24 protein-coding genes are annotated in these 13,549 nt (G+C 59.2%); all 24 read right to left on the bottom strand.

Annotation, left to right across the window (positions count from 1 at the left end):
- Positions 1–46: 46 nt before the first annotated feature.
- The 24 genes from dsbD to rpsC all read right to left on the bottom strand — a co-directional run bounded on the left by dsbD (position 47) and on the right by rpsC (position 13,548).
- Positions 47–1,921: a protein-disulfide reductase DsbD gene (gene dsbD, locus F3J19_RS21145; protein WP_167045450.1), complete on the bottom strand. Its 1,875-nt coding sequence runs from the start codon at positions 1,919–1,921 to the stop codon at positions 47–49.
- Positions 1,914–2,240, bottom strand: coding sequence for a divalent-cation tolerance protein CutA (gene cutA / locus F3J19_RS21140; RefSeq protein ID WP_205988803.1), 327 nt, complete (start codon positions 2,238–2,240; stop codon positions 1,914–1,916). The genes dsbD and cutA overlap by 8 nt, the downstream gene beginning before the upstream one ends.
- 190 nt (positions 2,241–2,430) lie before the next feature.
- The gene (gene rplQ / locus F3J19_RS21135) at positions 2,431–2,823 is read right to left on the bottom strand and encodes a 50S ribosomal protein L17 (RefSeq protein WP_013589828.1); all 393 of its coding nucleotides are present in this window, start codon (positions 2,821–2,823) and stop codon (positions 2,431–2,433) included.
- A gap of 183 nt (positions 2,824–3,006) precedes the next feature.
- Entirely contained in the window at positions 3,007–3,984 is a 978-nt protein-coding gene (rpoA, locus tag F3J19_RS21130; protein WP_075303258.1) for a DNA-directed RNA polymerase subunit alpha, read from the bottom strand.
- Between the two features lie 124 nt (positions 3,985–4,108).
- Entirely contained in the window at positions 4,109–4,732 is a 624-nt protein-coding gene (gene rpsD / locus F3J19_RS21125; protein WP_167045447.1) for a 30S ribosomal protein S4, read from the bottom strand.
- A gap of 148 nt (positions 4,733–4,880) precedes the next feature.
- The gene (gene rpsK / locus F3J19_RS21120) at positions 4,881–5,285 is read right to left on the bottom strand and encodes a 30S ribosomal protein S11 (RefSeq protein ID WP_006052224.1); all 405 of its coding nucleotides are present in this window, start codon (positions 5,283–5,285) and stop codon (positions 4,881–4,883) included.
- A gap of 28 nt (positions 5,286–5,313) precedes the next feature.
- Positions 5,314–5,679: a 30S ribosomal protein S13 gene (gene rpsM / locus F3J19_RS21115; protein ID WP_006052223.1), complete on the bottom strand. Its 366-nt coding sequence runs from the start codon at positions 5,677–5,679 to the stop codon at positions 5,314–5,316.
- Between the two features lie 41 nt (positions 5,680–5,720).
- Complete coding sequence (gene rpmJ / locus F3J19_RS21110) at positions 5,721–5,837, bottom strand: 50S ribosomal protein L36 (RefSeq protein ID WP_004199844.1); 117 nt, start codon at positions 5,835–5,837, stop codon at positions 5,721–5,723.
- 20 nt (positions 5,838–5,857) lie between these two features.
- A complete protein-coding gene (gene infA / locus F3J19_RS21105; protein WP_004521905.1) occupies positions 5,858–6,076 on the bottom strand; it encodes a translation initiation factor IF-1 in 219 nt (72 codons plus the stop codon).
- 8 nt (positions 6,077–6,084) lie between these two features.
- Positions 6,085–7,431, bottom strand: coding sequence for a preprotein translocase subunit SecY (gene secY, locus F3J19_RS21100; protein WP_008923333.1), 1,347 nt, complete (start codon positions 7,429–7,431; stop codon positions 6,085–6,087).
- A 46-nt stretch (positions 7,432–7,477) separates the two neighbouring features.
- Complete coding sequence (rplO, locus tag F3J19_RS21095) at positions 7,478–7,912, bottom strand: 50S ribosomal protein L15 (RefSeq protein ID WP_008923334.1); 435 nt, start codon at positions 7,910–7,912, stop codon at positions 7,478–7,480.
- A 29-nt stretch (positions 7,913–7,941) separates the two neighbouring features.
- Positions 7,942–8,124 carry a 50S ribosomal protein L30 gene (gene rpmD / locus F3J19_RS21090; RefSeq protein WP_008923335.1) on the bottom strand — a complete coding sequence of 61 codons (183 nt, stop codon included), beginning with the start codon at positions 8,122–8,124 and terminating at the stop codon, positions 7,942–7,944.
- An 11-nt stretch (positions 8,125–8,135) separates the two neighbouring features.
- Complete coding sequence (gene rpsE, locus F3J19_RS21085; protein ID WP_167045433.1) at positions 8,136–8,654, bottom strand: 30S ribosomal protein S5; 519 nt, start codon at positions 8,652–8,654, stop codon at positions 8,136–8,138.
- Between the two features lie 14 nt (positions 8,655–8,668).
- On the bottom strand, positions 8,669–9,034 hold the full coding sequence (gene rplR, locus F3J19_RS21080) for a 50S ribosomal protein L18 (RefSeq protein WP_008923336.1): 366 nt from the start codon (positions 9,032–9,034) through the stop codon (positions 8,669–8,671).
- A 12-nt stretch (positions 9,035–9,046) separates the two neighbouring features.
- Positions 9,047–9,577 carry a 50S ribosomal protein L6 gene (gene rplF / locus F3J19_RS21075; RefSeq protein WP_167045430.1) on the bottom strand — a complete coding sequence of 177 codons (531 nt, stop codon included), beginning with the start codon at positions 9,575–9,577 and terminating at the stop codon, positions 9,047–9,049.
- Positions 9,578–9,595: 18 nt separating this feature from the next.
- Positions 9,596–9,991 (bottom strand): 30S ribosomal protein S8, encoded by a 396-nt coding sequence (gene rpsH, locus F3J19_RS21070; RefSeq protein WP_006052216.1) that lies wholly within the window; start codon positions 9,989–9,991, stop codon positions 9,596–9,598.
- Between the two features lie 14 nt (positions 9,992–10,005).
- Positions 10,006–10,311 (bottom strand): 30S ribosomal protein S14, encoded by a 306-nt coding sequence (gene rpsN / locus F3J19_RS21065; RefSeq protein ID WP_013340737.1) that lies wholly within the window; start codon positions 10,309–10,311, stop codon positions 10,006–10,008.
- Between the two features lie 7 nt (positions 10,312–10,318).
- Entirely contained in the window at positions 10,319–10,858 is a 540-nt protein-coding gene (gene rplE / locus F3J19_RS21060) for a 50S ribosomal protein L5 (RefSeq protein WP_085489231.1), read from the bottom strand.
- A 16-nt stretch (positions 10,859–10,874) separates the two neighbouring features.
- Entirely contained in the window at positions 10,875–11,183 is a 309-nt protein-coding gene (gene rplX, locus F3J19_RS21055) for a 50S ribosomal protein L24 (protein ID WP_008923340.1), read from the bottom strand.
- Between the two features lie 9 nt (positions 11,184–11,192).
- Entirely contained in the window at positions 11,193–11,561 is a 369-nt protein-coding gene (rplN, locus tag F3J19_RS21050) for a 50S ribosomal protein L14 (RefSeq protein WP_006998478.1), read from the bottom strand.
- A 290-nt stretch (positions 11,562–11,851) separates the two neighbouring features.
- Positions 11,852–12,124, bottom strand: coding sequence for a 30S ribosomal protein S17 (gene rpsQ, locus F3J19_RS21045; protein ID WP_007180129.1), 273 nt, complete (start codon positions 12,122–12,124; stop codon positions 11,852–11,854).
- Positions 12,121–12,315, bottom strand: coding sequence for a 50S ribosomal protein L29 (rpmC, locus tag F3J19_RS21040; RefSeq protein ID WP_007180130.1), 195 nt, complete (start codon positions 12,313–12,315; stop codon positions 12,121–12,123). Before rpmC ends, rpsQ begins: the two co-directional genes overlap by 4 nt.
- 10 nt (positions 12,316–12,325) lie before the next feature.
- Positions 12,326–12,742: a 50S ribosomal protein L16 gene (gene rplP, locus F3J19_RS21035; RefSeq protein WP_008923342.1), complete on the bottom strand. Its 417-nt coding sequence runs from the start codon at positions 12,740–12,742 to the stop codon at positions 12,326–12,328.
- 2 nt (positions 12,743–12,744) lie between these two features.
- Positions 12,745–13,548, bottom strand: a complete 804-nt coding sequence (gene rpsC / locus F3J19_RS21030) for a 30S ribosomal protein S3 (RefSeq protein WP_167045427.1) — start codon at positions 13,546–13,548, stop codon at positions 12,745–12,747.
- Position 13,549: the final 1 nt, after the last annotated feature.

Genomic DNA, 13,549 nt, shown 5'->3' with positions numbered 1-13,549 from the left:
TTCTTCAGGCGATGCGGCGCAGGAGCGCCGCCTGCGGCACGCCCCACTACACGCCGGCCGGCTTCACCCGATCCAGCGTGCGAAGAAATTTATCCGCCGACTCGTAGCCGACAACCCGCAGTACTTCCTTGCCGCCCGGGTCGAAGAAAATGATGCCCGGTGGCCCGAACAGATCGAAGCGCTTGAGCAGCGCCTGATCGTCGGTATTGTTCGCGGTGACATCGGCGCGCAGCAGCTTCATCTGCTTCAGTTTTGCCTGGACGCGCGGGTCGCTGAAGGTGAACTTCTCCATTTCCTTGCAGCTCACACACCAGTCCGCGTAGAAATCGAGCATGGAGGGCTGTGCGGCGGTTTTGACGGCCTGGTCGAGTTGATCCGACGAACGTACCGGCGCGAACGTCAAATCGCTCTGTGGCGCCGCACCAGTGGAATCGGGCCCATTGGCGGCAGTCGCCTCGACGCCGCCGCGCGCCGCGAGGACCGCGAGCGGCCGCAGTGGGTCCGACGATCCCGCCGCCAGACCGACCAGCAATGTCGCCGCCCATACGGCCATCACCACCCCGACCGCGCGGCCGAGCCGGCGCCATACCGATCCGCCGGCGATCGGCGCTGAAAAAAGCCCGAGCGCGGCCGCCGCGATCAGCAGCCAGAGTGCGCTCAACAGCATGGTCGCGGCCGCGCCCAGCACCGGCCAAACGATCCACAGCGCGGCAGCGAGCAGCACGACGCCGAAGAACACCTTCACGCCGTCCATCCACGCACCCGCGCGCGGCAGGAACGTGCCTGCGCCGAGACCGAGGATCAGCAGCGGCACGCCGAGCCCGATACCCATCGAGAACAGCGCGGCACCGCCGAGCACGGCGTTGCCGGTATGCGCGATAAACGCGAGCACGGCAAAGAGCGGAGCAGTCATGCACGCGCCGACCACCAGCGCGGAAAGCGCACCCATCACAGCGACAGCGGTAAATTTGCCGCCCGAGCGTCCCGCCGACGCGCTCGACATGCGATCCCGCCAGCGCGCCGGCAGTTCGATGTCGACACCGGAGATCAACAGCAGCGCGAAAATCGTCAGCAACACGCCGAACGCGCCGAGCACCCACGGGTTTTGCAACCACGCGCCGAGACTCTGCCCAACGAGTGCCGCCGCGACGCCGAGCGCGGTGTACACGAGCGCCATACCGATCACATAGGCGAGCGACAGCGCGAAGCCACGCGAACGCGTGACTCGCGCGCCTTCACCGATGATGATCGCCGACAGGATAGGGATCATCGGATACGAACACGGCAACAGGCTCAGAATCGCGCCGGCCACGAAATACAGCCCGACGATCGCGAAGAAGCCGCCGCGCTGCAGCAGCGACTGGGCATAGTCGGCGCTGGTGGCGCGCTCATACCAGGGCTCGTCGTCCGCCGTGGATTGCTGGGTGGCCACGGCGGGCGCCCCGCTGCCAGCAGGCTGCAAAGCCGCGCCGCTCACGTGATACACACGCTCCATCGGCGGATAACAAATGCCGGCGTCGGCACAACCTTGCGACGTCACCGCCAGATCGAATGGGCCCGTGGCCTGTTTGACCGGAATGCGGATCGTCAACTCGTTGCGATAGGTTTCGACGTTCTTGTTGAACGTCTGATCGAACTTGACGTGACCCGCCGGCAATTGCGGCTCACCGAGCGTGACCGTGCCGTTTCGGGTCGCGAATGCAAAGCGCTCGCGGTACATGTAGTAGCCGTCCGCGATCTTGTATGTCACGTCGACTTCGCCGGGCTGCTCGGTCGCGCTGAATTTGAATGCGACGGCGGGGTCGAGAAAGTCGTCTGCGGCACGGGCAGGCGTGGCGAATTGCGCGAGCATCGCGCAGCCGAGCAGGAAGAATACGACGCGCAGGACATCTCGCGCACGTCGGTCGAGACCGTTAAACATGGAGAGTACGTTGGGTTTCAGCAGTGATCCACTGGCCGTACGCGGCCGATGCCGTCGCTTGCCAGCAAAGGATCTCCGGCGTGTCGTAGGGATGGTGAGCCTGGATGTACTGCTCGAGTTCGGGCGCGCGTGCCAGGCTGGTCTTGAACAGCAACTGGATTTCCTCGGCAGTCTCGACTGCACCCTGCCAGTGATAACTCGACTGCACGCTGCCGAGTTGCGTCACGCACGCACAAAGACGGGCGGCGAGCGCCTCCGCAGCGAGCTTCTGAGCGACGGCCGCATCCGGCACAGTCGTCAGCATCAAGGTCACATTCACACTCACAAAAAACTCCGGCGACGCGCGATTCAGACCCATATCGTATCACCGGGTCCTTCCGCCCCGCAGATCGCTGCCCGCTGCATTTGGCCGCTGCCGAGGCGCTGTTTGCGTGTGGCGATCAGGAGTCAGGCGTGGAAAACAAAAAAGCCAGGCTAGGTGCCTGGCTTTTTCTCGAAGCTAAAAAAGCTTATTCAGCTTCTTGCACTTCAACTTCTTCAACTTCCGGACGGTCGAGCAGTTCGACCAGTGCCATCGGTGCGTTATCGCCAACGCGGAAGCCGAACTTCAGGACGCGCAGGTAGCCGCCCGGACGATTTGCGTAGCGCGGGCCGAGCACGTCGAACAGCTTCGTGACCGAGTCACGATCGCGCAGGCGGTTGAACGCGAGACGACGGTTTGCCAGCGACGGCTTCTTGCCGAGCGTGATCAGCGGCTCGACGACTTTACGGAGTTCTTTTGCTTTCGGCAGCGTGGTCTTGATGACTTCGTGCTCGATCAGCGAGTTGGACATGTTACGGAGCATTGCCAGACGGTGGCTGCTCGTGCGGTTCAGTTTCCGCAGACCATGACGGTGACGCATGTTAATTCCTTCAGTTCAAAGTTTTGGTCCAGCTCTTCTATCGCGCTCGTTTCGCTGCATCGACATGCAGGCGGTGAGAGTGCACGGGCCGGTAGTGAAAAAAGACAAGACGTGGATTTTAAAGGAAAATCCGCGTCTTTGCCAGTACAGTACAGCGGAACGACTCGCGGGCTACACCCGAAATTACTTGTCGAGACCAGCCGGCGGCCAGTTTTCGAGCTTCATACCGAGCGTCAGACCACGCGACGCCAGAACTTCCTTGATTTCGTTCAGCGACTTGCGGCCAAGGTTCGGCGTCTTGAGCAGCTCGTTTTCCGTGCGCTGGATCAGGTCGCCGATATAGTAGATGTTCTCGGCCTTCAGGCAGTTCGCGGAACGAACTGTCAGTTCGAGGTCATCGACCGGACGCAGCAGGATCGGATCGATCTGCGGTGCGCGCGACGGCGCTTCAGCCGCAGCTTCCGTACCTTCCAGAGCCGCGAACACCGACAGTTGATCGACCAGAATGCGAGCCGATTGACGGATCGCTTCTTCCGGCGAAATCACACCGTTGGTTTCGATGTTCATCACGAGCTTGTCGAGGTCGGTACGCTGCTCGACGCGAGCGCTTTCGACCGCGTAGCTCACGCGGCGAACCGGCGAGAACGACGCGTCCAGCACGATACGGCCGATGATCTTGGCCGACTCTTCGCCGTAACGACGCACGTTGCCCGGCACATAGCCGCGGCCCTTTTCGACCTTGATCTGCACGTCGAGCTTGCCGCCCTTCGACAGGTGCGCAATCACGTGATCCGGGTTGATGACTTCGCAATCGTGTGCGAGTTCGATATCGCCGGCAGTGACCACGCCTTCGCCGTCCTTGCGCAGCGTAACCGTCACTTCGTCACGGTTATGCAGCTTGAAGACGACACCCTTCAGGTTCAACAACAGGTTGACCACATCCTCTTGCACACCGTCGAGCGTCGAATACTCATGCACGACGCCTGCGATCGTCACTTCGGTCGGCGCGTAGCCCACCATCGACGACAACAGTACGCGCCGAAGCGCGTTACCCAAGGTGTGGCCATAACCGCGTTCAAACGGTTCCATGACCACTTTCGCGTGGCTCTCGCCAAGCGATTCAACTGCGATGATCTTGGGCTTCAACAAACTGGTTTGCATAGGTTTTCCTTTTCAATACCCTCGGCTCGTTACACCGATAAGGCTGACCGGTAACAACCTGAAAATAAACAGCCGAGACGGCCCCTTGCACAACGCAATCGGGCCGCCCCGGCAGTCAATCCGATTACCGCGAATACAATTCGACGATCAGGCTTTCGTTGATGTCGCCAGCGATGTCGCTGCGTTCCGGCTTCTGCTTGAAGGTACCTTCGAACTTCTTCGCGTCGACCGCGACCCAGCTCGGCATACCGCCTTGCTCAGCGAGCGACAGGGCTTCGATGATACGAGCCTGCTTGCGCTTCTGTTCGCGCACGGCGACGATGTCGCCAGCCTTCACTTGCATCGACGGGATGTTCGTCACGACGCCGTTCACTGTGATCGCCTTGTGGCCCACGAGCTGACGTGCTTCAGCGCGCGTCGAGCCGAAACCCATGCGATACACGACGTTGTCCAGACGCGACTCGAGCAGTTGCAGCAGGTTTTCACCCGTGTTGCCCTTCAGGCGATCTGCTTCAGCGAAGTAGCGGCGGAACTGGCGCTCGAGCACACCGTAAATGCGCTTCACTTTTTGCTTTTCGCGAAGCTGCGTACCGTAGTCGGACGTACGTGCGCCCGAGGTGCGGCCGTGCTGACCAGGCTTGCTGTCAAGCTTGCACTTGTCGGCGAGCGAGCGGCGGGCGCTCTTCAGGAAGAGGTCGGTGCCTTCACGGCGGGACAGCTTGGCCTTAGGGCCGATATAACGTGCCACGTTGATTCCTTCTGTGAATAATCACGCGAGTGTATCCACTCACGCTAGTCCGAACCCTTTGGGTCGAACGGTGGGCTTAGTCAATTCAGTAACGCGCGCAGCCCGCCGCCGCGCAAAGCGGCAACAGGCGCTCGCAAAAACCAGCGTCTTAGATACGACGACGCTTCGGCGGACGGCAGCCGTTGTGCGGGACCGGCGTCACGTCGGAGATCGCGGTGATCTTGATACCAAGACCATGCAGCGCGCGCACCGCCGATTCACGGCCAGGACCAGGGCCCTTGATCCGCACTTCGAGGTTCTTCACGCCGTATTCCATCGCCACGCGGCCAGCCGATTCAGCTGCAACCTGAGCTGCAAACGGGGTCGACTTACGCGAACCCTTGAAGCCCTGACCACCCGACGTTGCCCAAGCAAGCGCGTTGCCTTGACGGTCGGTGATCGTGATGATGGTGTTGTTGAACGACGCGTGAACGTGAACCACGCCCTCGGCGACGTTCTTCTTGACCTTCTTGCGAACGCGTTGCGCCGCGGAGTTGTTCGAAGCCTTAGCCATTACGTTTTCCTGTAACTGTCAGTTCCGCTTACTTCTTCAGCGACTGCGCTGCACGACGCGGACCCTTGCGCGTACGGGCATTCGTACGCGTACGCTGGCCGCGCAGGGGAAGACCCTTACGATGCCGCACGCCACGATAGCAGCCGAGATCCATCAAGCGCTTGATGTTCATCGTCGTTTCACGACGCAGATCACCTTCGACGATGAACTTGCCGACTTCTTCACGCAGCTTTTCGAGGTCTGCGTCGTTCAGGTCTTTGACCTTCTTCGAAAATGCCACACCAGCAGCGACGCAAATGTCGCGCGAGCGCGTGCGGCCGATACCGTAAATAGCCGTCAGGCCGATTTCGGTATGCTGGTGATTCGGGATGTTAACCCCTGCGATACGAGCCATTGTTTTTCCTCAAACAAAAAGCGCAAGCAAAAGCGCGGCGTTCAGCCTTGACGCTGTTTGTGGCGCGGATCAGAGCTGCAAATCACGCGCACAACGCCTTTGCGCTTGATGATCTTGCAATTGCGGCAAATGCGCTTAACCGATGCCATCACTTTCATGATATTACCCTTTTTTCAAATCACTTCGCCCGGAACACGATCCGCGCACGCGACAGATCGTAAGGCGTCAATTCAACCGTCACCTTGTCGCCCGGCAGAATTCGGATGTAATGCATCCGCATCTTGCCGGATATGTGTCCCAATACGACATGGCCGTTTTCCAGCTTCACCCTGAAGGTAGCGTTAGGCAGGTTCTCGATTACTTCGCCCTGCATCTGGATAACATCGTCTTTGGCCATAAGTCCTTTCAACGCATCGGGACGCCGCCGCCTTTGAAATTAGCTTTCTTCAGCAGCGATTCATACTGTTGCGACATAACGTACGACTGCACCTGCGCCATGAAATCCATTGTGACGACGACAATGATCAGCAGCGACGTTCCACCAAAATAAAACGGCACGTTCCAGCGCAGCACCAGAAATTCGGGCAGCAGGCAAACGAACACGATGTAGATCGCACCGGCCAGCGTCAGACGCGTGAGGATGCGGTCGATATATCGCGCTGTCTGATCGCCCGGGCGGATGCCTGGGACGAAAGCGCCACTCTTTTTCAGGTTGTCGGCCGTTTCTCTGCTGTTGAACACCAGTGCGGTGTAGAAGAAACAGAAGAAGACGATCGCCAACGCGTACAGCAACACGTACACGGGTTGACCAGGCTTCAAGGCCTCGGCCACGTTGTGCAACGTGTCTGCGAACCAGCTGGTGCGCGAACCCGAACTGAACCAGTTCAGGATGGTTGCCGGGAAGAGAATGATCGACGATGCGAAGATCGGCGGAATCACACCCGACATGTTCAGCTTCAGCGGCAAATGCGAAGACTGGCCACCGTAAATCTTGTTGCCCACTTGGCGTTTCGCGTAATTCACAAGAATCTTGCGCTGGCCGCGTTCGATGAACACCACCAGATACGTCACAGCGGCAATCAGCGCGACGACGATAATCGCCGAGATGATGCTCATCGAGCCGGTTCGCACCAGTTCAAAGAGACCACCGATTGCGTTCGGGAAACCGGCCGCAATACCACCGAAAATGATGATCGAGATACCGTTGCCAAGCCCGCGCTCCGTGATCTGCTCACCCAGCCACATCAGGAACATCGTGCCGGTCACCAGCGTTACGACCGTCGTCAACCGGAACACCATCCCCGGATCGATCACGAGGCCCGGCTGATTTTCCAGCGCGACGGCAATGCCGAACGCCTGAAAGGTCGCCAGCACAACCGTGAAGACCCGCGTGTACTGCGTAATCTTCCGTTGGCCTGCCTGCCCTTCCTTTTTCAACGCCTCGAGCTGCGGCGAGACAATCGCCAGCAACTGCATGATGATCGACGCCGAAATGTACGGCATGATCCCCAGCGCGAAAATCGTGAACCGCGAAAGTGCGCCACCCGAGAACATGTTGAACATGCCAAGGATGCCGCCCGACTGGCTTTGGAACAGCTTCGCCAGTTGGTCCGGGTCGATACCCGGCACCGGAATGTGCGCGCCGATACGATAGACGACCAGCGCCAGCAGCAGGAACACTGCTCGCCGACGCAGATCGCCAAACTTCGCCGCGCTGCGACCGGGTTTTGCGAGACTCGGGCTGTTAGCCAAGTACCTTCTCCGATGCAAATGCTAGTGCCGGCAAATAACTTGCGCGTTACTCGGCAAACGAGCCACCGGCTGCTTCGATAGCAGCGCGTGCGCTCTTCGTCGCACCCAGACCCTTCACAACGACCTTGCGCTTGAGCTCGCCCGTTGCAATGATCTTGGCGCTACGGATCAGCTCGCCGACCAAGCCGGCTTGCTTGAGAGCCAGCAGATCGATTTCGTCGACCGGCAGCTTCTCGATATCCGAGAGACGCACTTCACCGACGAATTCCTTCGTCAGCGAGGTGAAGCCACGCTTCGGCAGGCGACGTTGCAGCGGCATTTGACCGCCTTCGAAGCCAACCTTGTGAAAGCCGCCCGAACGCGACTTCTGACCCTTGTGACCACGGCCAGCGGTCTTGCCGAGGCCGGAGCCGATGCCGCGGCCAACGCGACGCTTTGCATGCTTCGCGCCTTCAGCCGGCTTCAGGTTATTCAATTCCATTATCAACTCCTTGAGTCCTGGTCAGCCGCTTAGCTGATGACCTTAACGAGGTACGAAACCTTGTTGATCATGCCGCGCACAGCCGGCGTATCCTGCAACTCGCTAACCGAGTTGAGTCGGCGCAGGCCCAGACCACGCACCGTTGCACGGTGCGATTCGCGAGTGCCGATCAGGCTCTTGACGAGCTGGACCTTGACAGTTTTATCAGACATGGTGTCCACCTTTAGCCCAGAATTTCTTCGACGGACTTGCCACGCTTCGCAGCGATGTCGGCCGGCGTGGACTGCTTGCGCAGGCCGTCGAGCGTCGCACGAACGAGGTTGTACGGATTCGTCGAACCGTGGCTCTTGGCCACGACGTTCTGCACGCCCATCACGTCGAACACTGCACGCATCGGACCGCCAGCGATCACACCGGTACCGTCCTTCGCCGGAGCGAGGAGGACCATCGATGCGCCGTGCTTACCGTGCACTTCGTGTTGCAGGGTACCGTTCTTCAGCGGCACCTTGAACATGTTGCGGCGGGCCTGCTCCATCGCCTTCTGGACAGCAACCGGCACTTCCTTCGCCTTGCCCTTGCCCATACCGACGCGACCATCACCGTCGCCAACCACGGTCAGTGCAGCGAAGCCGAGAATACGGCCCCCCTTCACGACCTTGGTCACGCGGTTGACCGAGATCATCTTTTCACGAAGGCCGTCGTCGCGTTCGTCAGCCTGAACTTTAGCTTGCATCTTTGCCATGACGAATTCTTCCCTTAGAACTTGAGTCCGGCTTCGCGCGCCGCATCAGCCAGCGCTTTCACGCGGCCGTGGTAACGGAAACCCGAACGGTCGAAGGCGACGGATTCGATGCCGGCAGCCTTAGCCTTTTCTGCAATGCGCTTGCCGATCAGGGTCGCAGCAGCAACGTTGCCGCCCTTGCCCGATTGATCAGCCAGTTGCGCACGCACTTCGGCTTCGAGCGTCGACGCGCTGGCGAGCACCTTGGTGCCGCACGGCGAGAACACTTGTGCGTAGATGTGCGTGTTCGTGCGATGCACGGCGAGACGCGCGACCTGCAGCTCAGCGATCTTGATACGCGTCTGACGAGCGCGGCGCAGGCGAGATTGAGTCTTATCCATGATTGCGCACCCTTACTTCTTCTTCGTTTCTTTGAGGATCACAACCTCGTCGGCGTAACGCACGCCCTTGCCCTTGTAGGGCTCCGGCGGACGGTAGCCGCGCACTTCTGCCGCGACTTGACCGACTTGTTGCTTGTTGATCCCCTTGATCACGATTTCGGTTTGCGACGGGGTTTCTGCCTTGACGCCAGCCGGCATCTGGTGCACCACCGGGTGCGAGAAACCCAGCGACAGATTCAGCTTGTCGCCTTGCGCCTGCGCGCGGTAACCAACGCCAACCAGCGTCAGCTTGCGCTCGAAACCCTTCGTCACGCCGTGCACCATGTTCGCCACCAGTGCGCGCATCGTGCCCGACATCGCATTCGCTTCGCGGCTTTCGTCGACCGGCTCGAACTTCAGCGTGCCGTTGTCGTTCACCACCTTCACGAGGCTGTTTGCAGCCTGCGAAATCGTACCCAGCGGACCCTTGACAGTGATGCTGTCGGCGCTCAGGGCCGCTTCCGCGCCTTGCAGCGCGATCGGGCTCTTACCTACTCGAGACATGTTTCTCTCCTTTCGGCCTTAAGCGACGTAGCAGATGACTTCGCCGCCAACGCCCGTTGCACGTGCCTTGCGGTCCGTCATCACGCCCTTCGGCGTCGACACGATTGCGACACCGAGACCATTCATGACCACGGGGATGTCGTTGCGGCCGCGGTACACACGCAGACCCGGCTTCGAAACGCGTTCAATGCGCTCGATGACCGGACGGCCAGCGTAATACTTCAACACGATGTTCAATTCCGACTTCGCACCTTCGGACTTCACTGCGAAATCGTCGATATAACCTTCGTCCTTCAGGACCTGCGCAATCGCAACCTTGACTTTCGACGAGGGCATAGTCACCGAAACCTTCTCGACCATCTGCGCATTGCGGATGCGAGTCAGCATATCGGCGATAGGATCACTCATGCTCATTTATGTTTCTCCTATTACCAGCTCGCCTTGGTCAGGCCAGGGATCTCGCCGCGGAACGCGATTTCACGAATCTTGTTACGCGCCAGCCCGAATTTACGGAACGTGCCGCGCGGACGACCGGTAATTGCGCAACGGTTGCGCTTACGAGTCGGATTGGAGTTACGCGGCAGTTGCTGCAGTTCCAGACGTGCTGCGTAATGCTCTTCGTCCGACTTGCTCATATCGCTAATGATCGCCTTCAACTCTGCACGCTTGGGAGCGTACTTAGCTGCGAGACGAGCACGCTTCTTTTCACGTTCGATCAGTGCCAGTTTAGCCACGGTAACCTCAGTTTCTGAACGGGAACTTGAAGCTGGCGAGCAGAGCCTTTGCTTCATCGTCAGTCTTCGCAGTCGTCGTGATGCTGATGTTCAGCCCACGCAGTGCGTCGATCTTGTCGTAGTCGATTTCGGGGAAAATAATCTGCTCTTTCACACCGATGTTGTAGTTGCCGCGACCATCGAACGCCTTACCCGACACGCCACGGAAGTCGCGCACACGGGGGAGCGCAACCGTCACGAAACGGTCGAGGAATTCGTACATTGCCTGGCCACGCAGCGTGACCATTGCACCGATCGGATAGCCCTGACGGATCTTGAAGCCAGCGATTGCCTTACGCGCCTTCGTGATCACCGGCTTCTGACCAGCGATCTTCGTCAGATCGCCAACGGCGTTTTCGATGATCTTCTTGTCAGCGATCGCTTCGCCAAGGCCCATGTTCAGGGTGATCTTGGTGATGCGCGGCACTTCCATCACGGACTTGTAACCGAACTTCTCGATGAGGCCGGGTACAACCTTCTCTTTGTAAAACTCTTGCAAACGAGCCATTTTTTACTCCGCAGCGTCAGGCGCTCAGCACGGCACCGGTCGTCTTCAGGAAACGGACTTTCTTGTCTCCTTCGACCTTGATGCCTACACGCGATGGCTTGCCATTCGCGTCGACCAATGCGACGTTCGAAATTTGCAGCGGCATCGTCTTGGCTTCCACGCCGCCCGTCGTACCCTTCATCGGGTTCGGCTTGACGTGCTTCTTGACGAGGTTGATACCCTCGACAGTCACGGTTTCGCCGTGAACGGCCAGCACAACGCCACGCTTGCCTTTGTCTTTGCCGGTAATGACGATAACTTCGTCACCCTTGCGAATCTTGTTCATCGCGACTCCTTACAGCACTTCAGGCGCCAGCGAAACGATCTTCATGAATCGTTCGCTGCGCAACTCGCGCGTGACAGGCCCAAAAATACGGGTGCCAATAGGTTCGAGCTTGGTATTCAGCAGCACTGCGGCATTGCCGTCGAACTTGATCAGCGAGCCGTCCTGACGGCGCACGCCCTTGGCGGTGCGAACCACCACGGCGTTGTAAATTTCGCCTTTCTTCACGCGCCCGCGCGGCGTTGCCTCTTTGACAGTCACCTTGATGATGTCGCCAATACTGGCATAACGACGCTTCGAGCCGCCGAGCACCTTGATGCACATGACTTCACGTGCACCCGTGTTGTCGGCTACTTCAAGCCGAGTTTCGGTCTGGATCATGGTTTATCTTTCCCAACTTAATCCGGTTACACCACCATGGTGCTTCCCGGTCAGTCTTGGTCCCGTCAGCCAATCGGCTGCTTGGGTTAGAACAGCAGCGACGGCAAACGAAACCCGCCATCGCAATCCGGTGAATCCTTCGATACAGGCTGGCGCCCGAACCGCTTCCCCCACCAACTTCGCCCGCGACGGGGCTCCCATAAAGAGGGAAGACCGAGATTATATCAAATAATCCCGGTCTTGCAAGCGAAACTTACTGCGATTTCAACTACTTCTACAGCTTTGCGACATTAGATGACGCGAGCAGCCTCGACCAGGCGAGCCACAACCCAAGCCTTCGTCTTCGAAATCGGACGAGTTTCCTGGATTTCAACGAGGTCGCCCTCGTTGTACGTGTTCGCATCGTCATGCGCGTGGTACTTCTTCGAACGCACGACGTACTTGCCGTAGATCGGGTGCTTCACGCGGTGTTCGACCAGCACGGTAACCGTCTTGTCCATCTTGTTGCTGACGACCTTGCCGACCAGCGTCCGCTTGAGCGAGGTTTTTACGCTATCGTTCATTTCTGGTTCGCCTTCTCAGTCAGGACGGTCCGCACACGTGCGATGTCGCGACGGACCTTCTTCAGCTGGCTCGTGTTCGTGAGCTGCTGGGTCGCGAGTTGCATGCGCAGGCCGAATTGCGCCTTCAGCAGGTCCGACAGCTCCTTGTTGAGCGCGGCCTGATCTTTCTGGTGAAGTTCGGAAGCCTTCATCATTTGCTCCTTAGGCGCCGAGCTGACGCACGATAAACGTCGTCTTCAGCGGCAGCTTCGCTGCAGCCAGACGGAACGCTTCGCGCGCCAGTTCTTCGGTTACGCCGTCCATTTCGTACAGCATCTTGCCCGGTTGAATCTCAGCGACGTAGTACTCCGGGTTACCCTTACCGTTACCCATACGCACTTCAGCCGGCTTGGTCGAGATCGGCTTGTCCGGGAAAATGCGGATCCAGATGCGGCCACCGCGCTTGATGTGACGCGTCATTGCACGACGCGCCGCTTCGATCTGGCGCGCGGTCAGACGGCCACGACCGACAGCCTTCAGGCCGAATTCACCGAACGACACCGCGTTGCCGCGGGTAGCAACGCCGGTGTTACGACCTTTCTGCTCTTTGCGATACTTTCTGCGTTTCGGTTGCAGCATCGTTATTCTCCAGTCTTCCCGTCGCCGGCACCGCCAGCACGACGGGGAGCGCCACGGCGTGCACCTGCCGGGCCACCACCTTCACCATCACGACGCGGACGGCGATCACCACCCGGACGTGCGTTGCGGCGCGGACGCTTTTCTTCGGTGACTTCTTCGACCACCGGTGCGTCGTTGCGGCCGAGCGTGTCGCCCTTGTAGACCCACACCTTCACGCCGATGATGCCGTACGTCGTCTTTGCTTCCGACGTCGCGTAGTCAATATCGGCACGCAGCGTATGAAGCGGCACGCGACCTTCGCGATACCATTCCGTACGGGCGATTTCGATACCGTTCAGACGGCCAGCGCTCATGATCTTGATGCCTTGAGCACCCAGACGCATCGCGTTCTGCATCGCACGCTTCATCGCGCGGCGGAACATGATCCGGCGCTCGAGCTGCTGCGTGATCGAATCAGCAATCAGTTGCGCGTCGGTTTCCGGCTTGCGGATTTCTTCGATGTTGACGTGAACCGGAACGCCCATGCGCTTTTGCAGCTCGGACTTCAGCAGTTCGATGTCCTCGCCCTTCTTGCCGATCACGACACCCGGACGCGAGCTGAAAATCGTGATACGCGCGTTCTTTGCAGGACGCTCGATCACCACGCGGCCGACGGACGCGTTCTTCAGCTTCTTCTTCAGGTATTCACGAACACCGATGTCTTCCTGCAACATCGCCGCGAAATTGTTGTTGTTCGCGTACCAACGCGAAGCCCAATTGCGGCTGACGGCCAAACGGAAGCCAGTCGGATGAATTTTCTGTCCCATC

Source organism: Burkholderia sp. Ax-1724 (genome assembly GCF_011752995.1).
Lineage (GTDB): Bacteria > Pseudomonadota > Gammaproteobacteria > Burkholderiales > Burkholderiaceae > Paraburkholderia.
The sequence above is the reverse complement of the archived record's forward strand: the minus strand, read 5'-3'. Positions and strand labels throughout refer to the sequence as shown.

Coding starts and splice junctions, on each gene's coding strand:
- rplN (WP_006998478.1), bottom strand. CDS start 11,561: ATGATCCAGACCGAAACTCGGCTTGAAGTAGCCGACAACACGGGTGCA.
- rplF (WP_167045430.1), bottom strand. CDS start 9,577: ATGTCTCGAGTAGGTAAGAGCCCGATCGCGCTGCAAGGCGCGGAAGCG.
- rpsQ (WP_007180129.1), bottom strand. CDS start 12,124: ATGAACGATAGCGTAAAAACCTCGCTCAAGCGGACGCTGGTCGGCAAG.
- rpsC (WP_167045427.1), bottom strand. CDS start 13,548: ATGGGACAGAAAATTCATCCGACTGGCTTCCGTTTGGCCGTCAGCCGC.
- rpmJ (WP_004199844.1), bottom strand. CDS start 5,837: ATGAAAGTGATGGCATCGGTTAAGCGCATTTGCCGCAATTGCAAGATC.
- dsbD (WP_167045450.1), bottom strand. CDS start 1,921: ATGTTTAACGGTCTCGACCGACGTGCGCGAGATGTCCTGCGCGTCGTA.
- rpmD (WP_008923335.1), bottom strand. CDS start 8,124: ATGTCTGATAAAACTGTCAAGGTCCAGCTCGTCAAGAGCCTGATCGGC.
- rpsE (WP_167045433.1), bottom strand. CDS start 8,654: ATGGCAAAGATGCAAGCTAAAGTTCAGGCTGACGAACGCGACGACGGC.
- rpmC (WP_007180130.1), bottom strand. CDS start 12,315: ATGAAGGCTTCCGAACTTCACCAGAAAGATCAGGCCGCGCTCAACAAG.
- rplP (WP_008923342.1), bottom strand. CDS start 12,742: ATGCTGCAACCGAAACGCAGAAAGTATCGCAAAGAGCAGAAAGGTCGT.
- rplR (WP_008923336.1), bottom strand. CDS start 9,034: ATGGATAAGACTCAATCTCGCCTGCGCCGCGCTCGTCAGACGCGTATC.
- rplQ (WP_013589828.1), bottom strand. CDS start 2,823: ATGCGTCACCGTCATGGTCTGCGGAAACTGAACCGCACGAGCAGCCAC.
- rpsH (WP_006052216.1), bottom strand. CDS start 9,991: ATGAGCATGAGTGATCCTATCGCCGATATGCTGACTCGCATCCGCAAT.
- rplX (WP_008923340.1), bottom strand. CDS start 11,183: ATGAACAAGATTCGCAAGGGTGACGAAGTTATCGTCATTACCGGCAAA.
- rplO (WP_008923334.1), bottom strand. CDS start 7,912: ATGGAATTGAATAACCTGAAGCCGGCTGAAGGCGCGAAGCATGCAAAG.
- rplE (WP_085489231.1), bottom strand. CDS start 10,858: ATGGCTCGTTTGCAAGAGTTTTACAAAGAGAAGGTTGTACCCGGCCTC.
- rpoA (WP_075303258.1), bottom strand. CDS start 3,984: ATGCAAACCAGTTTGTTGAAGCCCAAGATCATCGCAGTTGAATCGCTT.
- rpsM (WP_006052223.1), bottom strand. CDS start 5,679: ATGGCTCGTATCGCAGGGGTTAACATCCCGAATCACCAGCATACCGAA.
- rpsK (WP_006052224.1), bottom strand. CDS start 5,285: ATGGCTAAGGCTTCGAACAACTCCGCGGCGCAACGCGTTCGCAAGAAG.
- infA (WP_004521905.1), bottom strand. CDS start 6,076: ATGGCCAAAGACGATGTTATCCAGATGCAGGGCGAAGTAATCGAGAAC.